The organism is Thauera sp. 28 (genome assembly GCF_000310145.2).
Lineage (GTDB): Bacteria > Pseudomonadota > Gammaproteobacteria > Burkholderiales > Rhodocyclaceae > Thauera > Thauera mechernichensis.
Window position 1 is genome coordinate 14276 of the sequence record NZ_AMXA01000008.1, and the last position, 18523, is coordinate 32798.

At 64.0% G+C, this 18523-nt stretch carries 15 protein-coding genes, 2 tRNA genes and 1 pseudogene; 11 read left to right on the forward strand and 7 right to left on the reverse strand.

Annotation, left to right across the window (positions count from 1 at the left end; all coding sequences use genetic code 11):
* Nucleotides 1-23 precede the first annotated feature (23 nt).
* From C662_RS08040 to tig, 6 genes are all read right to left on the reverse strand, one after another.
* Nucleotides 24-99: transfer RNA gene (locus tag C662_RS08040), tRNA-Val, on the reverse strand.
* Nucleotides 100-140: 41 nt separating this feature from the next.
* The gene (locus C662_RS08045) at nt 141-443 is read right to left on the reverse strand and encodes an HU family DNA-binding protein (protein ID WP_269745231.1); all 303 of its coding nucleotides are present in this window, start codon (nt 441-443) and stop codon (nt 141-143) included.
* A 193-nt stretch (nt 444-636) separates the two neighbouring features.
* Nucleotides 637-3066 (reverse strand): endopeptidase La, encoded by a 2430-nt coding sequence (gene lon / locus C662_RS08050; RefSeq protein ID WP_002927077.1) that lies wholly within the window; start codon nt 3064-3066, stop codon nt 637-639.
* A gap of 108 nt (nt 3067-3174) precedes the next feature.
* On the reverse strand, nt 3175-4443 hold the full coding sequence (clpX, locus tag C662_RS08055) for an ATP-dependent Clp protease ATP-binding subunit ClpX (protein WP_002927079.1): 1269 nt from the start codon (nt 4441-4443) through the stop codon (nt 3175-3177).
* A 17-nt stretch (nt 4444-4460) separates the two neighbouring features.
* Nucleotides 4461-5099 carry an ATP-dependent Clp endopeptidase proteolytic subunit ClpP gene (gene clpP / locus C662_RS08060; protein ID WP_002927081.1) on the reverse strand — a complete coding sequence of 213 codons (639 nt, stop codon included), beginning with the start codon at nt 5097-5099 and terminating at the stop codon, nt 4461-4463.
* 20 nt (nt 5100-5119) lie between these two features.
* A complete protein-coding gene (gene tig, locus C662_RS08065; protein WP_002927083.1) occupies nt 5120-6424 on the reverse strand; it encodes a trigger factor in 1305 nt (434 codons plus the stop codon).
* A 365-nt stretch (nt 6425-6789) separates the two neighbouring features.
* Here tig and C662_RS08070 point away from each other — a divergent pair, with 365 nt between their 5' ends.
* From C662_RS08070 to C662_RS08100, 7 genes are all read left to right on the forward strand, one after another.
* Nucleotides 6790-8712 (forward strand): PrkA family serine protein kinase, encoded by a 1923-nt coding sequence (locus C662_RS08070; RefSeq protein ID WP_002927085.1) that lies wholly within the window; start codon nt 6790-6792, stop codon nt 8710-8712.
* Nucleotides 8713-8778: 66 nt separating this feature from the next.
* Entirely contained in the window at nt 8779-10059 is a 1281-nt protein-coding gene (locus tag C662_RS08075; RefSeq protein WP_002927087.1) for a YeaH/YhbH family protein, read from the forward strand.
* On the forward strand, nt 10056-11603 hold the full coding sequence (locus C662_RS08080; protein ID WP_002927089.1) for a SpoVR family protein: 1548 nt from the start codon (nt 10056-10058) through the stop codon (nt 11601-11603). The genes C662_RS08075 and C662_RS08080 overlap by 4 nt, the downstream gene beginning before the upstream one ends.
* A 60-nt stretch (nt 11604-11663) precedes the next feature.
* Complete coding sequence (locus tag C662_RS08085) at nt 11664-13196, forward strand: bifunctional ADP-dependent NAD(P)H-hydrate dehydratase/NAD(P)H-hydrate epimerase (RefSeq protein WP_002927091.1); 1533 nt, start codon at nt 11664-11666, stop codon at nt 13194-13196.
* Between the two features lie 70 nt (nt 13197-13266).
* A complete protein-coding gene (gene nadC / locus C662_RS08090) occupies nt 13267-14112 on the forward strand; it encodes a carboxylating nicotinate-nucleotide diphosphorylase (protein WP_002927095.1) in 846 nt (281 codons plus the stop codon).
* 32 nt (nt 14113-14144) lie between these two features.
* Nucleotides 14145-14717: a DUF2946 family protein gene (locus tag C662_RS08095; RefSeq protein WP_002927098.1), complete on the forward strand. Its 573-nt coding sequence runs from the start codon at nt 14145-14147 to the stop codon at nt 14715-14717.
* An 89-nt stretch (nt 14718-14806) separates the two neighbouring features.
* Nucleotides 14807-14891 (forward strand) — tRNA-Leu (locus C662_RS08100).
* An 80-nt stretch (nt 14892-14971) separates the two neighbouring features.
* Here C662_RS08100 and C662_RS20025 read toward each other — a convergent pair.
* Nucleotides 14972-15859, reverse strand: a pseudogene (locus tag C662_RS20025) (LysR family transcriptional regulator); the annotation flags it as partial.
* Between the two features lie 29 nt (nt 15860-15888).
* On the opposite strand from C662_RS20025, the gene C662_RS08110 reads away from it, so the two are divergent.
* The 4 genes from C662_RS08110 to C662_RS08125 all read left to right on the forward strand — a co-directional run bounded on the left by C662_RS08110 (nt 15889) and on the right by C662_RS08125 (nt 18518).
* On the forward strand, nt 15889-16710 hold the full coding sequence (locus C662_RS08110; protein ID WP_002927102.1) for a DODA-type extradiol aromatic ring-opening family dioxygenase: 822 nt from the start codon (nt 15889-15891) through the stop codon (nt 16708-16710).
* Nucleotides 16707-17300: a cytochrome b gene (locus tag C662_RS08115; RefSeq protein WP_002927103.1), complete on the forward strand. Its 594-nt coding sequence runs from the start codon at nt 16707-16709 to the stop codon at nt 17298-17300. Before C662_RS08110 ends, C662_RS08115 begins: the two co-directional genes overlap by 4 nt.
* Nucleotides 17297-17851 carry a YceI family protein gene (locus tag C662_RS08120; protein WP_002927104.1) on the forward strand — a complete coding sequence of 185 codons (555 nt, stop codon included), beginning with the start codon at nt 17297-17299 and terminating at the stop codon, nt 17849-17851. The genes C662_RS08115 and C662_RS08120 overlap by 4 nt, the downstream gene beginning before the upstream one ends.
* A gap of 79 nt (nt 17852-17930) precedes the next feature.
* Nucleotides 17931-18518 carry a YceI family protein gene (locus C662_RS08125; RefSeq protein WP_002927112.1) on the forward strand — a complete coding sequence of 196 codons (588 nt, stop codon included), beginning with the start codon at nt 17931-17933 and terminating at the stop codon, nt 18516-18518.
* Nucleotides 18519-18523: the final 5 nt, after the last annotated feature.

Here is an 18523-nt window from a genome sequence, read left to right on the forward strand (position 1 = left end):
GGATACCCGGGCCCTGCAAGTTCTGGTGGGTGCTGACGGGCTCGAACCGCCGACATTCGCCTTGTAAGGGCGACGCTCTACCAACTGAGCTAAGCACCCGCGCTGTCGCCATCGAGCAGATGACGAAGCTGCAAAGCCTGCTAGTTTACAGCATCTTTGAGCCCTTTACCAGCGCGGAATTTAGGTACCTTGGCTGCCTTGATCTTGATGTTCTTGCCAGTGCGTGGGTTGCGTCCGGTTCTTGCTGCTCGGTCACCGACGTAAAACGAACCGAAACCGACCAAGGTCACGGTATCGCCTTGCTCGAGTGCCTCGGACACCGAGGCGAGCGTGGCATCGAGTGCGCGCGCCGCATCCGCCTTGGTCATCGACGCCTTATCCGCAATGCTTGTGATGAGTTCTTGTTTATTCACTTGGACCCTCCGAATGGATGCTGCGATCAGGTACTGCGATGGACTCGAACCGACAGCCCGTCGGGCAGCATGACGCACTGATGCACGGCAGGGCTTGCAAACCTGCGATCGTTATAGCGCGCGCAATTCCACGCTGTCAACGACGAAGCCGCAAGGCCCTCGCGGACATTGCGGCTTCGAAGACGCGGGCCTGAGCGGCCCGCGACCACCCCTCCAAGGGGCCTCAGTGCGCGCGCAGATTCGCTGCGGCCGATCCACCCGCTGCATGCTCGCCGGTCACGCCGGTCTGCGCCACCGGCTCATCGCCTTCCGGCAGCGGCTCGGGCTTGCGCTCGAGCGCAAGTTCGAGCACACGGTCGATCCACTTGACCGGAACGATCTCGATCGCGTTCTTGATGATGTCCGGAATCTCGGCGAGATCCTTCACGTTCTCCTCCGGAATCAGCGCGGTGCGGATACCCCCGCGGACGGCAGCCAGAAGTTTCTCTTTCAGGCCTCCGATCGCAAGGACCTCGCCACGCAGCGTGATCTCACCCGTCATGGCAACGTCGCAACGCACCGGAATCCCAGTCAGCACGGACACGAGCGCTGTCGAGATCGCAATACCTGCAGACGGACCGTCCTTCGGGATCGCCCCTTCCGGCAGGTGGATGTGAATGTCGCTCTTCTGGTAGAAATCGGGATCGATCCCGAGCGACCGAGCGCGCTTGCGCACCACAGACAACGCCGCCTGGATCGACTCCTGCATGACCTCACCCAGTTTGCCGGTGGTGACCACCTTGCCCTTGCCCGGCAGCTGGACGGCCTCGACAGTCAGCAGTTCGCCGCCAACCTCGGTCCAGGCCAGGCCGGTGACCTGGCCGATCTGGTTCTCTTTCTCCGCCATACCGAAGCTGTACTTGCGCACGCCGAGGAACTTGTCGAGGTTCTTGGCATTGACCACGACCTTCGTGCTGCGGCTACGCAGCACCAACTGCTTGACCACCTTGCGGCACACCTTGGAAATCTCGCGCTCGAGACTACGCACACCCGCTTCGCGCGTGTAGTAACGCACGATATCGCGTACTGCTTCCTCGGTGACCGACAGCTCGTCACGCTTGAGCCCATTGTTCTTCATCTGCTTGGGCAGCAAATAACGCTGGGCGATGTTCACCTTCTCATCCTCGGTGTAACCCGAAAGACGAATGACCTCCATACGGTCGAGCAGCGCCGCAGGAATGTTCAAGGTGTTTGCCGTGGCAACGAACATCACGTCGGACAGGTCGAAATCGACCTCGACATAGTGATCCTGGAAAGTGTGGTTCTGCTCCGGGTCCAGCACTTCGAGCAGCGCGGAACTCGGATCGCCACGGAAATCCATGCCGAGCTTATCGACCTCGTCGAGCAGGAACAGCGGGTTCTTCACCCCGACCTTGCTCATGTTCTGCAGGATCTTGCCCGGCATCGAGCCGATGTAGGTACGGCGATGGCCGCGGATCTCGGCTTCGTCGCGCACGCCACCGAGCGCCATGCGAATGAATTTGCGGTTGGTGGCCTTGGCAATCGACTGCCCAAGCGAGGTCTTGCCCACTCCGGGCGGTCCGACCAGGCACAGGATGGGCGCCTTGACCTTGTCCACGCGCTGTTGCACGGCAAGGTACTCGAGGATGCGTTCCTTTACGCGCTCGAGGCCATAATGGTCCTTGTCGAGCACCGTTTCGGCCTCGGCCAGGTCCTTGCTGACGCGCGACTTCTTCTTCCAGGGCAGACCGACAAGCGTGTCGATGTAGTTCCGTACCACCGTGGCCTCGGCCGACATCGGCGACATCAGACGCAGCTTCTTGAACTCGGCCTCGGCCTTGGCGAGCGCCTCCTTGGGCATGCCCGCGGCCTTGATCTTCTTGTCCATTTCCTCGAAGTCGGCACCTTCCTCGCCTTCCCCGAGTTCCTTCTGGATCGCCTTGACCTGTTCGTTCAGGTAGTACTCGCGCTGGCTCTTCTCCATCTGGCGCTTGACGCGTCCACGGATGCGCTTCTCGACCTGCAGGATGTCGAGTTCGCCCTCCAACTGGGAAAGCAGGCGCTCGAGGCGCTCGGCGGTATCGAACATCTCCAGCACTTCCTGCTTCTGCTCGAGCTTGAGCGGCAGATGTGCGGCAATGGTGTCGGCAAGCCTGCCGGCTTCGTCGATGCCAGCCAGCGAGCTGAGGATCTCCGGCGGAATCTTCTTGTTGAGCTTAACGTACTGGTCGAACTGCGCGATGATCGCGCGCCGCATGGCCTCGAGCTCGTTGTTGCCGGCCTCGACCGGCACGACCGGACGCGCGGTGGCGACGAACACGGTGCGCAGGTCGCTAACCGAATCGATATGGGCACGCTGCACGCCTTCGACAAGCACCTTGATGGTGCCATCAGGCAGCTTGAGCATCTGCAGGATGTTGGCGATGCAGCCGATCGAATACAAGTCCTCGACCGCAGGCTCGTCCTTGGCGGCCGACTTTTGTGCGACGAGGAGGATGCTCTTGCCGTCCTCCATCGCGTTCTCGAGTGCCTTGATGCTCTTCGGACGACCGACGAAGAGCGGAATCACCATGTGCGGGAACACCACCACGTCGCGCAAGGGCAACAGCGGCAATTCAATCGCTTCTTTGGGGAGGTCAGCAGGACCCGGCATTTTTTATTTCCTTCATGAAAGGGTTCCGCTCATCTATGGGCGGGCCCCAGGAATTCAAGTGGCGGGCTGCAACAAAGGCCCCGCGCTCAAGGCGCGGGGCATCAAGCCTCAATTGGCTCCCGACACCTTCTGCTGATCAGCATAGATCAGGAGCGGCTTGCCACCTTCCTCGATGGTCGATTCGTCCACGACAACCTTCTCCACACCGTCCAGCGTCGGCAGGTCGTACATGATGTCGAGCAGGGCCGCCTCGAGGATGGAGCGCAGACCGCGCGCCCCCGTCTTGCGCTTGATGGCCTTGCGCGCCACTGCGTGCAGTGCTGCGGGGCGGATCTCGAGCTCCACGCCTTCCATCGAGAACAGCTTCTGGTACTGCTTGACCAGTGCGTTCTTCGGCTCGACGAGGATCTGGATCAGTGCCTCTTCATCCAGTTCCTGGAGTGTCGCCACCACCGGAAGGCGGCCGATCAGCTCGGGAATGAGACCGAACTTGATGAGATCTTCCGGCTCCACCTGACGGAAGGTGTCGGTAAGGCTCTTGGTGTCCTTGCTCTTCACCTCGGCACCGAAACCGATCCCGACCTTCTCGGTACGGTTGCGAATCACCTTCTCGAGCCCGTCGAAGGCGCCACCGCAGATGAACAATACGTTGGTGGTATCGACCTGGATGAAATCCTGGTTCGGGTGCTTGCGCCCGCCTTGCGGCGGAATCGAAGCCACCGTGCCCTCGACGAGCTTGAGCAGGGCCTGCTGCACGCCTTCGCCCGAAACGTCACGGGTGATCGAAGGGTTGTCGGCCTTGCGCGAGATCTTGTCGATCTCATCGATGTAGATGATGCCCTGCTGCGCCTTGTCCACGTCGTAGTCGCACTTCTGCAGCAGCTTCTGGATGATGTTCTCGACGTCCTCACCGACATAGCCAGCTTCGGTCAGGGTCGTGGCGTCGGCCATCACGAAGGGCACGTCGAGCAGGCGGGCAAGTGTCTGCGCGAGCAGCGTCTTGCCCGAACCCGTCGGCCCGATCAGCAGGATGTTGCTCTTGGCCAGCTCGACGTCGTCCTGCTTGGCCTCGACATGGCGCAGGCGCTTGTAATGGTTGTATACCGCCACCGCGAGGTTGCGCTTCGCCTGCCCCTGCCCGATCACGTACTGATCGAGGATCTGGCAGATCTCGCGCGGCGTCGGCAGCGAGCCCTTGACGCCCTCGGGGTCGGACTTGCCAACGATCTCGTCGCGGATGATGTCGTTGCAGAGCTCGATGCACTCGTCGCAGATGAAGACCGAGGGGCCTGCGATGAGTTTGCGGACCTCGTGCTGGCTCTTGCCGCAGAACGAGCAGTACAACAGCTTCTCGCTGCCTGCCTTCTTGTCCGACATTGGGAAAATCTCCTGAATCAGGTGTCGTCGCGGCTGGTGAGGATCTTGTCGACCAGGCCGTACTCCACCGCGGCCGCGGCGGACATGAAGTTGTCGCGGTCGGTATCCTTCTCGATGCGCTCCATGCTCTGGCCGGTGTGCTTGGCCAGCATGCCGTTCAGGCGCTCGCGCAGGTAGAGGATCTCGCGCGCATGGATCTCGATGTCCGAGGCCTGGCCCTGGAAGCCGCCGAGCGGCTGGTGGATCATCACGCGCGAATTGGGCAGGCAGTAGCGCTTGCCCTTCTCGCCCGCTGCCAGCAGGAACGCACCCATGCTCGCCGCCTGACCGATGCACAATGTGCTGACGTTCGGCTTGATGAACTGCATCGTGTCGTAGATCGCCATGCCGGCGGTGACCGAACCGCCGGGCGAGTTGATATAGAAGTAGATGTCCTTGTCCGGATTCTCGGACTCGAGGAACAGCAACTGCGCAACGATCAGGTTGGCGGTGACGTCATTCACCGGGCCGACGAGGAACACCACCCGCTCCTTCAGAAGGCGCGAATAGATGTCGTAGGCGCGCTCGCCGCGACCACTCTGCTCGACCACCATCGGGACCAGGCCGAGACCGACCGGGTTCCAGTCGCTGCTGTGCTGGGGTGTTCCTTGCATCATTCGTCAGACCCTTTGCGACTTTAAGCCGCGTTGCCCATCAATTCGTCGAACGCCACTTCCTTGTCGGTGGCATCAGCCTTGCTGCTGACCCAGGCGACGACGTTGTCTTCGATGACCACCGCCTCGGCTTGAGCCAGACGCTCGGGTTGAGCGTAATACCAGCGCATGAGTTCCGCGGGATCCTCGTAGCTCTGCGCCATTTCCTCGACCAGCGCGCGCACCTGCTCGGGCTTGGCATGCAGTTCGTTGACCTTGACCAACTCGGCCATGATCAGGCCCAGCTTGACGCGGCGCTCGGCCTGCTCACCGAACCAGGACGGATCCACCGGGATGTCCTTGGTCTTGAGGCCGCGCATCTCGAGGTCGCGGCGTGCGTTCTCAGCGAGTTGCTGCGCCTCGGCCTGCACCAGCGCCTTGGGCACTTCGATCGGCGTCACAGCGATCAGCGCTTCCATCACCTGCTCCTTGACGCGAGCCTGGATGCGGCGCTTGACCTCGCGCTCGAGATTGGCCTTGACCTCCTCGCGCAGCTTGGCAACTTCGCCATCGGCAACGCCAAGCGACTTGGCGAAGTCGGCATCGACCACCGGCAGCACGGCCTCTTCGACCGCCTTGACGGTCACTTCGAACTGAACCGCCTGGCCGGCCAGGTGCTGGGCATGGTAGTCGGCAGGGAAGCTCATGTCGAAGGTCTTGCTCTCGCCCGCCTTGAGACCGAGCACAGCGGTCTCGAAATCCTTGAGCATGGCGCCAGCACCGATTACGAACGGGAAGTCCTGGGCCTGACCACCCTCGAACACTTCGCCGTCCTTGCGACCGGTGAAGTCGATAAGAACGCGGTCACCGTCAGCGGCTGCACGATCGACCGCGCTGAAGGTGGTGCGCTGCTTGCGCAGCACATCGATCGTCTTGTCGACCTCGGCATCGCCGACGGCAAGCACCGGACGCTCGATCTTCTGGCCGGTCAGTTCGCCGATGGTGACTTCGGGGTACACCTCGAACACGGCGCTGAACTCGAGCGCGCCCTCGCCCTGCGCCTCCTTGGGCTCGATGCGCGGGTAGCCCGCCACACGCAGCCCTTGTTCGCGCACCTTGTCACCGAACGCCTTCTCGACCGCCGCACCGACGGCCTCACCGCGGGCCTGGCCGCCATGCGTCTGCGCCACGATCTTCATCGGCACCTTGCCCGGCCGGAACCCCGGCATCTTCACCGTGCGCGCCATGCGCTTGAGGCGTGCATCCACCTCCTTCTCGATGTCAGCCAGCGCGACGGTGATGTCGATACGGCGCTCCAGCGCGCTCGGGTTTTCCTGGTTCTGCTCCATTAAATCGATCCTGAGAAGTCAATAAGTGCCAATGAATGCGTCACGGCCGTCGCGCTTGCGCACCCGCAAAGTCTTGCGTTCGCAACGTCGCCAGCATGAACACGATGAACGAAGAGCGGAATTCTAGCACAGCCCCTGCGGCGCACCGGAGGCGTGATCGCGAGTGAGAAAAGCGACACACTTCCTGCGAAAAAAAGCCGCGCACAGACTGGAACTCACCCCCGCCGAACTGTTCTCATCTACTGACCCGGTCGGCATGTCCAATGCCCCGGCGAAGGCCGCGCAGACGGCCCCCCTGCTGAACCATCCGAAATGGCGGCCGGACCTTGTATACGCGCCGCCCTGGCTCGCACAGGAGAGACGCCATGACCATCTTCAATGCCTACCAGGCGCGCTATGAGGCTGCACGCGAGGAAGAGATGTCCCTCCAGGACTACCTCGAACTCTGCCGCGCCGACCGCATGGCTTACGCGACCGCTGCCGAGCGCATGCTCACGGCCATCGGCGAACCCGAGCTTGTCGATACGCGGCTCGACCCCCGCCTGTCGCGCATATTTTCCAACAAGATCATCAAGCTCTACCCCGCCTTCCGCGATTTCTACGGCATGGAAGAGGTCATCGAGAACATCGTGTCCTACTTCCGCCACGCCGCCCAGGGCCTGGAGGAGAAGAAGCAGATCCTCTACCTGCTCGGCCCTGTTGGCGGCGGAAAATCCTCACTCGCCGAGAAGCTCAAGAGCCTGATCGAAAAGGTGCCCTTCTATGCCATCAAGGGCTCGCCGGTCAATGAGTCGCCACTCGGGCTGTTCAACGCCGCCGAGGACGCGCACATCCTCGAGGGCGACTTCGGCATCCCGCGCCGCTACCTCAATACCATCATGAGCCCGTGGGCCGTCAAGCGCCTGCACGAGTTCAACGGCGACATCACCCGCTTCCGTGTGGTCAAGCTCAACCCCTCGGTACTGCGCCAGACCGCCGTCGCCAAGACCGAGCCGGGCGACGAGAACAACCAGGACATCTCATCGCTTGTCGGCAAGATCGACATCCGCAAGCTCGAGCAGTACTCGCAGGACGACCCGGATGCCTACAGCTACTCGGGCGGCCTGTGCCTGGCCAACCGCGGACTGCTCGAGTTCGTGGAGATGTTCAAGGCGCCGATCAAGGTACTGCACCCACTGCTTACCGCCACCCAGGAAGGCAACTACAAGGGCACCGAAGGATTCGGCGCGATCCCGTTCGACGGCATCGTAATGGCCCACTCGAACGAATCCGAGTGGGTGGCATTCAAGAACAACAAGAACAACGAAGCCTTCCTCGACCGCATCTACACCGTCAAGGTGCCCTACAGCCTGCGGGTGTCGGACGAGATGCGCATCTACGAGAAGTTGCTGGCGCACAGTTCGTTGTCCGAAGCGCCGTGCGCGCCCGACACCCTGAAGATGATGGCCCAGTTCGCCGTGCTGTCGCGCCTCAAGGAACCCGAGAACTCGAGCATCTTCTCCAAGATGCGCGTCTATGATGGCGAGAACCTCAAGGACACCGACCCCAAGGCAAAGAGCTACCAGGAGTACCGCGACTATGCGGGCGTCGACGAGGGCATGACCGGGCTGTCCACCCGCTTTGCCTTCAAGGCGCTGTCGAAGATCTTCAACTTCGACCACCGCGAGGTCGCCGCCAATCCGGTGCACCTGATGTACGTGCTCGAACAGCAGATCGAGGCCGAGCAGTTTCCTGCCGAGACCGAGGCGCGCTATCTCGGCTACATCAAGGAATACCTCGCGCCGCGCTACGCCGAGTTCATCGGCAAGGAGATCCAGACAGCCTACCTCGAGAGCTACTCCGAATACGGCCAGAACATCTTCGATCGCTATGTGATCTACGCGGACTTCTGGATTCAGGATCAGGAGTTCCGCGACCCCAACACCGGCGAGATCCTCGACCGCGCCGCGCTCAACGAGGAGCTGGAGAAGATCGAGAAGCCGGCCGGCATCAGCAACCCGAAGGACTTCCGCAACGAGGTGGTGAACTTCGTGCTGCGCGCCCGCGCCAAGCACGACGGCCGCAACCCGAGCTGGACCTCCTACGAGAAGCTGCGCGCGGTGATCGAGAAGAAGATGTTCTCCAACACCGAGGACCTGCTGCCCGTGATCAGCTTCAACGCCAAGGCCAGCGCCGACGAGCAGAAGAAGCACCAGGACTTTGTCGACCGCATGATCGACAAGGGTTACACCGAGAAGCAGGTGCGCTTGCTGTGCGAATGGTACCTGCGCGTTCGCAAGTCATCCTGACGTTGCCGGCCGGGCGGAGCGGGGCTTGACGCCCCGCCCGCCTCTTGCGTGATACGGGGAGGAGACATGGTCCGCATCATCGATCGACGCTTCGACAGCAAGAACAAGAGCGCGGTCAACCGCCAGCGCTTCATGCGCCGTTTCAAGCAACAGATTCGCAAGGCGGTGAGCGGAGCCATCCAGGGGCGCTCCATCCGCGATCTCGACAACGGCGAAGAGGTCTCGATCCCCGCACGCGACCTGGCCGAGCCGTCCCTTCATCACGGCCGTGGCGGTGTCTGGGAGCAGATCTTCCCGGGCAATGACCAGTTCAGCAGCGGCGACCGCATCAACAGGCCGCTCGGTGGGGGCGGAGACGGCTCGGGCAAGGGCAAGGCCAGCAACGAGGGCGAACATGAGGACGACTTCGTGTTCCAGCTCTCGCGCGAGGAGTTCCTCGAACTCTTCTTCGAGGACCTCGAGTTGCCACGCCTGATCCGCACGCAGCTTGCCAAGGTCACCGACTACAAGACACAGCGCGCCGGCTTCAAGTCCGACGGCGTGCCTGCCAACATCAACATCATCCGCTCGATGCGCGGCGCGCTTGGCCGCAGGCTTGCGCTCGGCTCGCCCTACGCCGCACGCATTCGCCAGCTTCAGGAGGCCCTTGACGATGCACTGGCCCGCCAGGAGGCAGATGAGGACAGCGACGAAGACACGCTGCGCGCCCTGCGCGAGGAACTCGCCGCGCTACGCGCCAAGGTCGAACGCATCCCCTTCATCGACAGCTTCGACCTGCGCTACAACAACCGCATCAAGGTGCCACGCCCCACCACCCAGGCGGTGATGTTCTGCGTGATGGACGTGTCGGGCTCCATGGACGAGGAGCGCAAGTCCATAGGCAAGCGCTTCTTCATGCTGCTCTACCTGTTCCTTACCCGGACCTACGAGCACATCGAAGTCGTCTTCATCCGCCACCACACCGTCGCCAAGGAAGTCGACGAGGACGAGTTCTTCCACTCCCGCGAGTCCGGCGGCACGGTGGTATCGAGTGCACTGGTGATGATGCGCGACATCGTGCGCGAGCGGTATGCCAACGGGCAGTGGAACATCTACGGTGCGCAAGCCTCGGACGGTGACAACTGGGACAACGACTCTCCAGTGTGCGGCCGGCTGCTGGCAAATGAGATCCTGCCCTGGTGCCAGTACTTTGCCTACGTCGAAATCACCGCTGGCGAGCCGCAGAACCTGTGGCGCGAGTATGCCCGCCTCGGTGCCGAGCACGACAACTTCGCCATGCAGCGCATCGAGTCGCCGGCTGACATCTACCCGGTGTTTCGCGAACTGTTCAAGAAGACGATCGCATGACCACCATGACCTCCAGAGCGAAAGCGCCCGCACGCAAGCCCCCCCTGCCCTCAGGCTCCGAATGGACCGCGGAAGCAATCGAGCGCTACAACGCGGAGATCGCGCGCGTGGCGGCCGCCTACCGGCTCGATCTGTACCCGGTGCAGATCGAGATCATAACCGCCGAACAGATGATGGATGCCTACGCCTCGGTGGGCATGCCGGTCAACTACCACCACTGGTCCTTCGGCAAGCACTTCCTCTCCACCGAGAAGGGCTACAAGCGCGGCCAGATGGGTCTGGCCTACGAGATCGTCATCAACTCCAACCCCTGCATCGCCTACCTGATGGAGGAGAACACGCTGACGATGCAGGGCCTGGTGATCGCCCACGCGGCCTACGGCCACAACAGTTTCTTCAAGGGCAACTACCTGTTCCGCACATGGACCAACGCAGACGCGATCATCGACTACCTGGTGTTTGCACGGAACTACATCAGCGAATGCGAGCAGCGCCATGGCGAAGAGGAAGTGGAACTGCTGCTGGACTCCTGCCATGCGTTGATGAACCTCGGCGTGGACCGATACAAGCGCCCGCCCAAGCTGTCGCTGGCCAAGGAAAAGCTGCGCCAGCAGGAGCGCGAGGAATACCTCCAGGGACAGGTCAATGACCTCTGGCGCACGCTGCCTGCCCATGACACCCGCAGCGGCCCGCGCGAAGCACCCCGCTTCCCGCCCGAGCCGGAGGAGAACCTGCTCTACTTCATCGAGAAGAACGCACCGCTGCTCGAACCCTGGCAGCGCGAGGTCGTACGCATCGTGCGCAAGATCGCGCAGTACTTCTTCCCGCAGCGCCAGACCCAGGTCATGAACGAGGGCTGGGCCACATTCTGGCATTACACCCTGCTCAACCACCTCTACGACGAAGGCCTGCTGGCCGACAGCTTCATGCTGGAATTCCTGCAGTCGCACACCAACGTCGTGTACCAGCCGCCCTACAACAGTCGCTGGTTCAACGGCATCAACCCGTATGCGCTCGGCTTTGCGATGTGGCAGGACATCCGCCGCATGTGCGAGCACCCCGACGACGAGGACAGGCGCTGGTTCCCCGAAATCGCGGGCAGCGACTGGCTGGACACCTTCGACTTTGCGATGCGCAACTTCAAGGACGAGAGCTTCATCGCCCAGTACCTGTCGCCGAAGGTGATGCGCGATTTCCGCATGTTCGCGGTACTCGACGACGACCGCCAGGACAAGCTGGAAGTCTCGGCCATCCACGACGACAGCGGCTTCCGCCGTGTGCGCGAGATCCTCTCCGACCAGTACAACCTTGGCGCACGCGAGCCCAACGTCCAGGCCTGGAACGTCGATCTGCGCGGCGACCGTTCGCTCACCCTGCGCCACCAGCCTCACCGCCGCCGGCCGCTGGGAGGCAGCACCGACGAGGTCATGCGCCACCTGGCTCGGCTCTGGGGCTTCACCGTGCGCCTGGAATCCGTGGACGAGGACGGCAACATCGAACTCAAGCATGAAATCCGCGCCGAGCGGCGCCGCAACGGCAACTGAGCGCGGCTGCATGCGGCCGCGAACGGCGTAGAATCCGGGCAACTTTCCGGGAGTCTTCGCATGTTCAGCCCCTTGCGCCCCATTTACCCGGTCGCCGGCATCCGCGCGATCGAGAACAAGCTCATTCCGAGCGCACGCCCACCCCTGATGGAACGCGCCGGACGCGCCGCTGCAGAGGATGCGGTGCGCCTGATCATGGACCGACCGGGCCCGATCCTGATCGCCTGCGGCCCCGGCAACAACGGCGGTGACGGCTTCGTCATGGCACGCCAGCTCGCGCAGGCGGGACGAGAGGTCATCGTCGCCTTCGCCGGTCCCGCCGACAAACTCCCGGCCGAGGCCGCCAAAGCGCATGCCGACTACCTCGCAGCAGGTGGCACGGTTGTCTCCGACCTCCCCGCTGCGCCCGCCAATGGCTGGGCCCTGGTGGTCGATGCCTTGTTCGGCATCGGTCTCGGCCGCCCGATCGAAGGCCGTTACTCGAGCTGGATCAACACGCTCAACGCCCAACCCGGCCCGCGCATGGCACTCGACGTGCCGAGCGGACTTGACGCCGACACCGGCCAGCCCCTGGGCACCACTTTCTGCGCCACGCACACCACCACCTTCATCGCCCTCAAGCCCGGCCTGCTCACACTCGACGGCCCCGACTACTGCGGCGAGATCAGCGTTCAGCGCATCGACATCGACGCCCCGGCCTGGCTCCAACCACACGGCCACGCGATCGCCCCCTCGTTGTTCCGCCACATGCTGAGGCCGCGGCCGCGCAACTCGCACAAGGGCCTCTACGGCGATGCCGCCATCGTCGGCGGCAACACCGGCATGGTGGGTGCCGCACTGCTCGCCGGCCGTGCCGCGCTCTGGCTGGGAACCGGCCGGGTCTATGTGGGCCTGGCGGATCCGGATGGCCCTGCCGTCGACCTCGTACATCCCGAGCTGATGCTGCGCCAGGCCACAGAGGTGCCCGAGCGCCTGAGCGCCATGGCAGTGGGCCCCGGCCTTGGCACCGACACCACCTCCACCGCCCTGCTGGCAGCGGCGCTGCGGCGCGACATACCACTCGTACTCGACGCCGATGCGCTCAACCTCGTCGGCGCAGACCCCGCGCTGGCGAAGGCGCTCGGCACGCGCGCCGCGCCCACCGTGCTCACCCCGCACCCGGCCGAGGCTGCGCGCATGCTCGGCTGCGACACGGCCAGCGTGCAGGCAAACCGCCTCAGCGCCGCCATCGAGCTCGCCCGCCGCCACCAGGCGCTGGTCGTGCTCAAGGGCTGCGGCAGCATCATCGCCACCGCAGACGGGCGCTGGTTCATCAACGGCAGCGGTCACTCGGGGATGGCCAGCGCCGGCATGGGCGACGTCCTTACCGGACTGACTGTCGGCCTGCTTGCCCAGGGTTGGCCCACCGAAGCAGGCCTGATGGCCGCGGTGCATCTGCACGGTGCCGCCGCCGACCGCCTCGCGCGCGAAGGCATCGGTCCGGTTGGGCTTACCGCGAGCGAGACCATCGACGCCGCACGCGGCGTCTTCAACGGTTGGCTGATCGAGGCACAGCGCGACCCGCGCCAGGCGGCCGTGCGCCCGCTGCGCTGACTTGGCAAGGCATCGGCAGCCCGTCTGCCGGTGCTAGAATTTTCACCCGTTTCCAGTCTTGGTCGATCACATGCTTTCTGAACAACTCCGCGTCGAAATCCAGCGCAACGTTGCCGCCTCGCTCGCCGAGGACATCGGCACTGGCGACCTCACCGCGCGCCTGATCGCCCCCGACACCGAGGCCCGCGGGCGAGTGATCACCCGCGAGCATGCCATCGTCTGCGGTACGGCATGGTTCGATGCCGCCTTCGCCGCACTCAGCCCGGCAGCCGTGGTGCACTGGCATGTGCGCGATGGTGACCGCGTCGAGCCCGGCCAGACGCTGTGCGAGATCATCGCGCGAGCACGCGTCCTTCTCACCGCGGAGCGCACCGCACTCAACTTCCTGCAGCTGCTGTCGGGCACGGCAACGGTGACACGCCGCTTCGTCGATGCCATCGAGGGCACGCAGGCGAAGATCGTCGATACGCGCAAGACGCTACCCGGGCTGCGGCTCGCGCAGAAATACGCGGTCGCAATCGGTGGCGGCACCAATCACCGCGTCGGCCTCTACGACGGCATCCTGATCAAGGAAAACCACATCATTGCGGCCGGTGGCATCCGCGAGGTGGTCGAGCAAGCACGCAGCATCGCACCCTCGAACGTCTTCATTGAGGTCGAGGTCGAGACCCTTGAGCAGTTGGAGGAAGCCCTCGGCGCTGGGGTGAACATGATCCTGCTCGACAACATGAGCCTCGACGACATGCGCACTGCCGTGGCGATCAACGCCGGCCGTGCCGAACTCGAAGCTTCCGGCGGTGTCAGCCTGGAGCGCGTGCGCGCGATCGCGGAGACGGGCGTCGACCGCATCTCGATCGGGGCGCTGACCAAGGACGTGCGCGCACTCGACCTGTCGCTGCGCCACATCGAGGACTGAACACCAGGTTGAGACCGGACGACGAGGCGCCCATGCCTGCCCCTGCAACCGACGCTCTGCACTGGCCGTCCGTTCCAGCCTGCTACGGATGGCTTGCGCTCGACGCCCGCGGGCAATGGCGCTTGCGCGACGAGCGCATCACCCACCCCGGACTCAACGCATTCCTCAACGCCAACTACACCTGCGACGCAACGGGCAACTGGCTTGTAAACAACGGCCCACAGCGCGTCTACGTCCGTCTCGAGCGCGCACCGCTGGTACTGCGCCTGGAACGAGACGGCAGCATGATCGACCACACCGGGCGCCGAGTGCAGGCGCAGCCCCCTGTCTGCATCGACGAGGAAGGCCACATCGTCCTCGCCACCGATGCCGGCCCCGGTACCGTTGACGATCGCGACCTCGCCGCCTTCATCACCGAGATGCTCGATGCAGACAGCAGGCTTCCCAGCGAGGACGCGCTGCTTGCCTGCATCGGTGGCGACACCCGCATCGCGCTGACCTGGCGCGGTCTGCCTGTCGAGCCCTGCAGCTGCACGGAGCTGCCCGCCCGCTTCGGCTTTCGACTCGATCCGCAGCCCGGCAGCGACGAACGATCGGCCTGTTGACGTAGCCCGGGCATCAAGGCTATAGTCCGCGCCCTCGTACAGCAGCGCTTGCAGCATCCCTCGAACAAGCCCCGCTGCTGATCACGAATGCCTTGGTGGTGAAATTGGTAGACACGCTATCTTGAGGGGGTAGTGGCGAAAGCCGTGCGAGTTCGAGTCTCGCCCAAGGCACCATCTCCCGGCCGTTCGGCCGCGAGTCTCTCAGCCAGAAAGTCGATCAGCATCCTTACGCGGTGCGGGACGTGGCGGTTGCTTGGCAATACCGCGAATACCCCCAGCTCGGGCGGCGCGTAGTCTTCCAGCACGCATTCGACGGCACCGGCCGAAAGTGCCTCATCGGCGATAAAATCCGGCTGTACCGAGATGCCCAGCCCTCTTACCGTCGCCGCCATCACCGCGTCGCCGTTGTTGGCATTGATGCGGCAGCGCGGCGTGTGCGTCTCGGCACGACCATCGACGGTAAAGCGCCACAGCTGGCTGCCGAGCCGCGTCATGTAGCCCAGGCACTCATGATGGGCGAGCTCGCCCGGATGCCTTGGCCTGCCGTGACGCGCCAGGTAATCCGGTGCGGCGACCACGTAGAGGCGGCAGCTGGCAAGTCTGCGCACGATATCGCCCGGCTCGAGCTGCGCAGTGATGCGCACGGCAAGATCGAACCCTTCCTCGATCAGGTTCACCCGACGGTCGGCGTACTCCATGTCCAGCCCCACCTCGGGAAACTGCTGTGAGAAATCGAGCAGCAGCGGCGCAAGCCGGCGCAGGCCATAGCTCAGCGGCAGGCTCAGACGGATGCGCCCGCGCGGCGTCGCAAGCTCCTGCGCAACGCCAGCCTCGGCAACTTCGACCATGTTCAGGATGACACGGCAGCGCTCAAGAAAGGCCGTACCCGCAGTCGTCAGCGTCAGGCGGCGGGTGCTGCGTTCCATGAGCTTGGCACCAAGATGCGACTCCAGGGCCGCCACCTTGCGTGTCACCACTGAACGCGCCACGCCGAGTTGCTGGGCTACGGTCGAAAAACTGCCGGTCTCGGCCACACGCACGAAGAGCTGCATCGCTTCCAGCCGATCCATTGTTGTCATTCCTGCAACAGAAATAACTTGATTGTGCGGTATATGTGACGGAGCCGGAAGCCTATAGTGCATTCAACGCACACGTGAGAATGGTTTCCAACATGCAAGCACGACAGACCAGCCCTCGGCAGCCCGCCCTCTTCGTCCCCCACGGCTCGCCCCTGTTCGCGCTTGCGCCGGGCGCGGCCGGCGCGGCGATGGCCGGTCTTGCAAACCTCATGGTTCAACCCCGCGCGGTGGTCATCGTGAGTGCGCACTGGGACACCACCATCCCGACCGTCGGTTTTGCCGAGCGACCTGAAACCATCCACGACTATTACGGTTTCCCACCCGAACTCTATCGCCTGAACTACCCCGCCACGGGTTGCAGCGAGGTCGCCGAGGAGCTTGTACAAGCGATCGGCGCCGCCGGCCTGCCGGTCGCACGATCGGCGACCCGCGGCCTCGACCATGGAGCCTGGATACCGCTGCGCATCATGTTCCCGGACGCGGACATCGCCGTCGTACCGCTCTCGATTCAAAGCCGTGGCGGACCAAAGGCCGCCTGGCAGCTTGGGCGCAGCCTTGCACCGCTGACGGCCCGCGGCATCCTCGTCGTCGGCTCGGGCAACCTCACCCACAACCTCGCCGATTTCCGCTTCGGTGCCAGCCGCGGCGCGACCGACGTGCCCGCCTACGTGCGCCGCTTTGCCGACTGGTTCGGCGACCGCCTGGCCGCGGGTGATACCGCGGCCTTACTGGACTACCGCCGGCAGGCACCCGAAGCCATGCGCGCCCACCCGAGCGAAGAGCACCTGCTGCCCCTGTTCGTCGCCCTCGGTGCCGCAGGCGATGAACCCTACGCAAGTCGGCTGCACGCCGGCATCGACGATCACGCGCTGGCGATGGACATCTTCGCCTTCGAGCCAGGAGCCCCCGCATGACCCCGAAGCCCCCCACCCCCCAGGACCGCTCACCCCGACGTGCCGATACCTCCTACACGAGCACGGCCAAAGTGATGCATTGGTTGATGGCCGTACTGATCCCGGCAACGATGGCCCTTGGCATGTACTTGGAAGGCCTGCCCTTTTCGCCCGAAAAACTCAAGTTGATCGCCTGGCACAAGTGGGCCGGCGTCAGCCTTTTCCTGCTCGTGGCACTGCGGCTGACGTGGCGCCTGTTCCATCCACCGCCGCCGCTTCCCGCAAGCATGGCGCCCGCATTGCGCATGGCGGCGCATGCCGGGCACGCCCTGCTGTACGTGCTGATGTTTGCCATCCCGCTCACCGGCTGGCTGATGAGCTCTGCCAAGGGCGTACCGACGGTGTGGTTCGGCGTGGTGCCGATTCCTGACCTTCTGGGCAAGGACGAAGCCCTCGGCAAGCTGCTGCAGGCCACCCACATGTACCTCAACTGGCTGCTCGCAGCGACACTCGTCGGCCATATCGCAGCCGCACTCAAGCATCACTTCCTCGACCGGGACGACATCCTGACCCGCATGCTGCCCACCATCAACCGCAAGGACAGAACATGAGAACCCTGCTTGCCGCCGCAGCGCTTGCCGCCGCTATGCCCCTCGCCGCTCACGCAGCCGACTACACACAGCTGCAGACCGCGCGCAGCAAGGTCGGCTTCAGCTTCACCCAGATGGGCGTAACCCTGGACGGTCACTTCGAACGCTTCGACGGCGAACTGCGCTTCGATCCCGCCGCCCCGGAGTCCGCGCGCGCCGTCGTCGAAGTCGAACTGGCAAGCATCCGCACCGGCATGCCGGATGCCGATGCCGAGGTCGCCGGCCGCAGTTGGTTCAACATTGGCGAGTTCCCCAGGGCGCGCTTCGAATCGAGCAGCGTCAAGGCCCTGGGCGGCGAGCGCTTCGAGGTCAGCGGCGCACTCACCATCAAGGGCCGCAGCCTGCCCGTCGTCGTACCGGCCAGCTTCGCGGTGCGCGACGGCGTCGGCGTGTTCGAGGGCGAGTTCGTCATCCGTCGCGGCGACTTCGCGGTTGGCGAGGGCGCCTGGGCGCACTTCGACGTGGTCGCCAATGAAGTGCGCGTGCGTTACCAGATCAGCGCGACGCAGTAATCCCGGCGGCGCCTAAAGGCCTCGGCGCAATCGTCCCATCCACCACCAAAGCACGATCACCCTCAACAGGAGCTACACCATGCATTCCACTTTCCGCAAGTTCGCTGCCAGCCTCAGCCTCGTCGCCGGCGCCTCCCTCGCCCTGCCGGCGCTTGCCGCGCCGCAGACCTACGTGGTCGACGGCTCGCACACCTTCCCGCGCTTCTCCTACAGCCACTTCGGGCTATCGACCCAGATGAGCCGCTTCAACACCACCACCGGCACCGTGGTGCTCGACCAGGAAGCGCGCACCGGCTCGGTGGACATCGAAATCGACATGCGCTCGGTCGACACCGGCTTTGCGACCTTCAACGAGCACATCCAGGGCGAAGACTTCTTCCACACCGCGCAGTACCCGACCGCAACCTTCAAGTCGACGCGCGTGGTGTTCGAGGGCGACAAGCCGGTTGCAGTCGACGGCGAGCTCACCATCAAGGGCGTGACGCGCCCCGTCACCCTGAGCCTGAGCTCGTTTACCGCCATGCAGCACCCGATGGTGCCCAAGCAGGCCATCGGCGCCAATGCCAGCGTGACCGTGAAGCGCAGCGACTTCAACGCCGGCAAGTACGCCCCCCACGTCAGCGACGAGGTCACCATCGACATCGCCCTCGAGGCCGTCGCCCCGTAAACGCA

Excerpts from the sequence above, each read along its gene's own strand:
- C662_RS08110 (WP_002927102.1), top strand. The coding sequence starts at position 15,889 with ATGCAAGCACGACAGACCAGCCCTCGGCAGCCCGCCCTCTTCGTCCCC.
- C662_RS08070 (WP_002927085.1), top strand. The coding sequence starts at position 6,790 with ATGACCATCTTCAATGCCTACCAGGCGCGCTATGAGGCTGCACGCGAG.
- clpP (WP_002927081.1), bottom strand. The coding sequence starts at position 5,099 with ATGATGCAAGGAACACCCCAGCACAGCAGCGACTGGAACCCGGTCGGT.
- C662_RS08115 (WP_002927103.1), top strand. The coding sequence starts at position 16,707 with ATGACCCCGAAGCCCCCCACCCCCCAGGACCGCTCACCCCGACGTGCC.
- C662_RS08075 (WP_002927087.1), top strand. The coding sequence starts at position 8,779 with ATGGTCCGCATCATCGATCGACGCTTCGACAGCAAGAACAAGAGCGCG.
- C662_RS08080 (WP_002927089.1), top strand. The coding sequence starts at position 10,056 with ATGACCACCATGACCTCCAGAGCGAAAGCGCCCGCACGCAAGCCCCCC.
- tig (WP_002927083.1), bottom strand. The coding sequence starts at position 6,424 with ATGGAGCAGAACCAGGAAAACCCGAGCGCGCTGGAGCGCCGTATCGAC.
- C662_RS08120 (WP_002927104.1), top strand. The coding sequence starts at position 17,297 with ATGAGAACCCTGCTTGCCGCCGCAGCGCTTGCCGCCGCTATGCCCCTC.
- lon (WP_002927077.1), bottom strand. The coding sequence starts at position 3,066 with ATGCCGGGTCCTGCTGACCTCCCCAAAGAAGCGATTGAATTGCCGCTG.
- nadC (WP_002927095.1), top strand. The coding sequence starts at position 13,267 with ATGCTTTCTGAACAACTCCGCGTCGAAATCCAGCGCAACGTTGCCGCC.
- C662_RS08125 (WP_002927112.1), top strand. The coding sequence starts at position 17,931 with ATGCATTCCACTTTCCGCAAGTTCGCTGCCAGCCTCAGCCTCGTCGCC.
- clpX (WP_002927079.1), bottom strand. The coding sequence starts at position 4,443 with ATGTCGGACAAGAAGGCAGGCAGCGAGAAGCTGTTGTACTGCTCGTTC.
- C662_RS08085 (WP_002927091.1), top strand. The coding sequence starts at position 11,664 with ATGTTCAGCCCCTTGCGCCCCATTTACCCGGTCGCCGGCATCCGCGCG.
- C662_RS08095 (WP_002927098.1), top strand. The coding sequence starts at position 14,145 with ATGCCTGCCCCTGCAACCGACGCTCTGCACTGGCCGTCCGTTCCAGCC.